The sequence below is a fragment of the Paenibacillus sp. N119s genome, assembly GCF_059447605.1.
Window position 1 is genome coordinate 1 of sequence record NZ_JCAJRU010000411.1, and the last position, 2,139, is coordinate 2,139.

General features: G+C 49.7%; 3 protein-coding genes. All 3 read left to right on the forward strand.

From position 1 onward, the window contains the following. Nucleotides 1-416 (forward strand): FecCD family ABC transporter permease (locus AC5V8P_RS25250; RefSeq protein WP_495474021.1); only part of this gene is annotated, 416 nt, incomplete at its 5' end. After that, nucleotides 416-1,441 (forward strand): FecCD family ABC transporter permease, encoded by a 1,026-nt coding sequence (locus AC5V8P_RS25255; RefSeq protein WP_064795822.1) that lies wholly within the window; start codon nucleotides 416-418, stop codon nucleotides 1,439-1,441. The genes AC5V8P_RS25250 and AC5V8P_RS25255, both read left to right, overlap by 1 nt. A gap of 130 nt (nucleotides 1,442-1,571) precedes the next feature. Further along, nucleotides 1,572-2,139 (forward strand): ABC transporter substrate-binding protein (locus AC5V8P_RS25260; RefSeq protein ID WP_495474022.1); only part of this gene is annotated, 568 nt, incomplete at its 3' end.

Here is a 2,139-nt window from a genome sequence, read left to right on the forward strand (position 1 = left end):
AGATACTTGCCCCGATTTTGCTTATTGTGATCGCTTGGTCTATGGGGCTTGCACGCTCCATTTCATTGATTTCAATGGGCGATGAGGTGGCACTGAATCTGGGGTTAAATCTCAGGCGTATCCGGCTGCTGGGGCTGCTTACTGTGGTGGTTCTGGCTGGACTGTCCGTATCAGCTGCCGGAGCCATCGGCTTTGTAGGCCTGGTCGTCCCACATATTGCTCGCAAGCTGATCGGTGTGGATTATCGCCAGATCGTACCATTGTCTGCATTATTGGGAGCCATACTGCTGGTGCTGGCTGATTTGGGAGCGAGAATGGCGAATCCGCCAGAGGAGCTAGCTATTGGAATTATGGTGTCTTTTATCGGAGTACCTTTTTTCCTCTTTCTCGCCCGTAAGGAAAGGAGGGAATTATAGTGAGACGCTCTCTAGGGACAGGGGATACAAGAACGACCAAGGCTTGGCTCGTTTGCTTAGTATTGGCTGGAATTAGCTTTGCTGTCCTTGTTCTCGGTTTGAATACTGGAACGATTCGAATTCCACCGCTGCGCGTGCTGGATACACTGTTTGGCGGGGGCAGCGGTCGTGATCATATGATCCTGTTTGAATACCGGCTGCCACGGATTGTTGTAACGGTGCTGGCTGGAGTGGGACTAGGTGCAGCTGGGGCGGTCATGCAAGGCTTATCGCGAAACGCACTCGCAGATCCGGGGGTACTTGGGCTGCATGCGGGGGCTGCTTTGGGACTCGTAATGTTTGTCAGTTTTTTTCGCGATCTGGAAGGATCAGCAGCTTTGCTCATTCCCTTGTTTACCTTTGCAGGAGGTGTCGTTGCAGCGGTGCTGATAGTTATGCTGTCCTATCATGGCAGCAGAGGAATCGTGCCTGTGCGCCTGATCCTGTCCGGTATCGGTGTAGCCTCAGGGCTCAGCGCCATAACGCTGTATTGGTCGTTGCGGCTGGATGAGGATACATACGCATTTACCGCACGTTGGCTGGCTGGCAGCGTATGGGGACGGGACTGGATACATGCAGCGGCTTTACTGCCGTGGATTGTCATTGTCCTACCATACGTTTTATCACAGACACGCAGCCTGAATAATCTGTCGCTAGGTGATGAGACCGCAGCTGGAATCGGCACAAGCGTAAAGCGCCAGCGTCTGATACTGCTGGGTGCGGCGGTGGCTCTATCGAGCGCCAGCGTATCCATGGCCGGAGGGATTGGCTTTATTGGGCTGATTGCGCCTCATCTGGCTCGCCGTCTGGTAGGTCCGATGTATCAACATTTGCTGCCAGTAGCCGCTTTGGTCGGGGTCGTTATTCTGGTCATTGCAGATACAATTGGTCGTTCGGTATTTCAGCCGAATGCGATTCCAGCAGGGGTAGTGGTTGCTGTGGTAGGCGCTCCGTATTTTTTATTCTTGTTGTCCCGAACCAAGTGACAAGAGGAATAGGTTACATATAAAGTCCAATGCTGCATCTGATGCAGCATGCGGAATAACAACGAAGTAGAAGCTTTAAAGATTGAACATAAAAAAATAGAGCTTCTATAAGTATGGGAGGGAGATATTTATGAGAAAAAATAGATTTGAGGGTTCGAGGTTTATACGTTCATGGGCAGCCCTGTCTCTTGTTGCATGTATGATCCTACTGTCCGCTTGTGGACAAACAGCAGACAAACAAGCTAGCGATACGAAAGCGGCCGATAGTGTGCAAACCACCATAAGTGCGGATTCGCGTATCGCTTCGATGTCTATTCATTTGACGAACAACTTGCTAGCACTAGGCATTACCCCGGCAGGCTCAGTTATTGGTGGAGATGTGAAGGATTTTCTGCCCCATGTAAAAGATCGTCTTCAAAATACCCGTAAGCTGGGGGTTGTCACAGATCCTGATATGGAAGCAGTACTGGAGCTTCAACCTGATCATATCTTCCTCGACAAAAAATATTCGGGAACCGATGTAGCCAAGTTTGAAAAAATTGCACCGACCGAGGTTTTTGATCTAGATGAAGGCACCTGGAAGGATCAATTGAAAAAAATAGCTATTTTGGTCAAACATGAAGCACAGGCAGATGCTTTTCTAAAAGATTATGACGCACAGAGGGAACGGGTTAGAAAGCTCATTCATTCCAAAATCG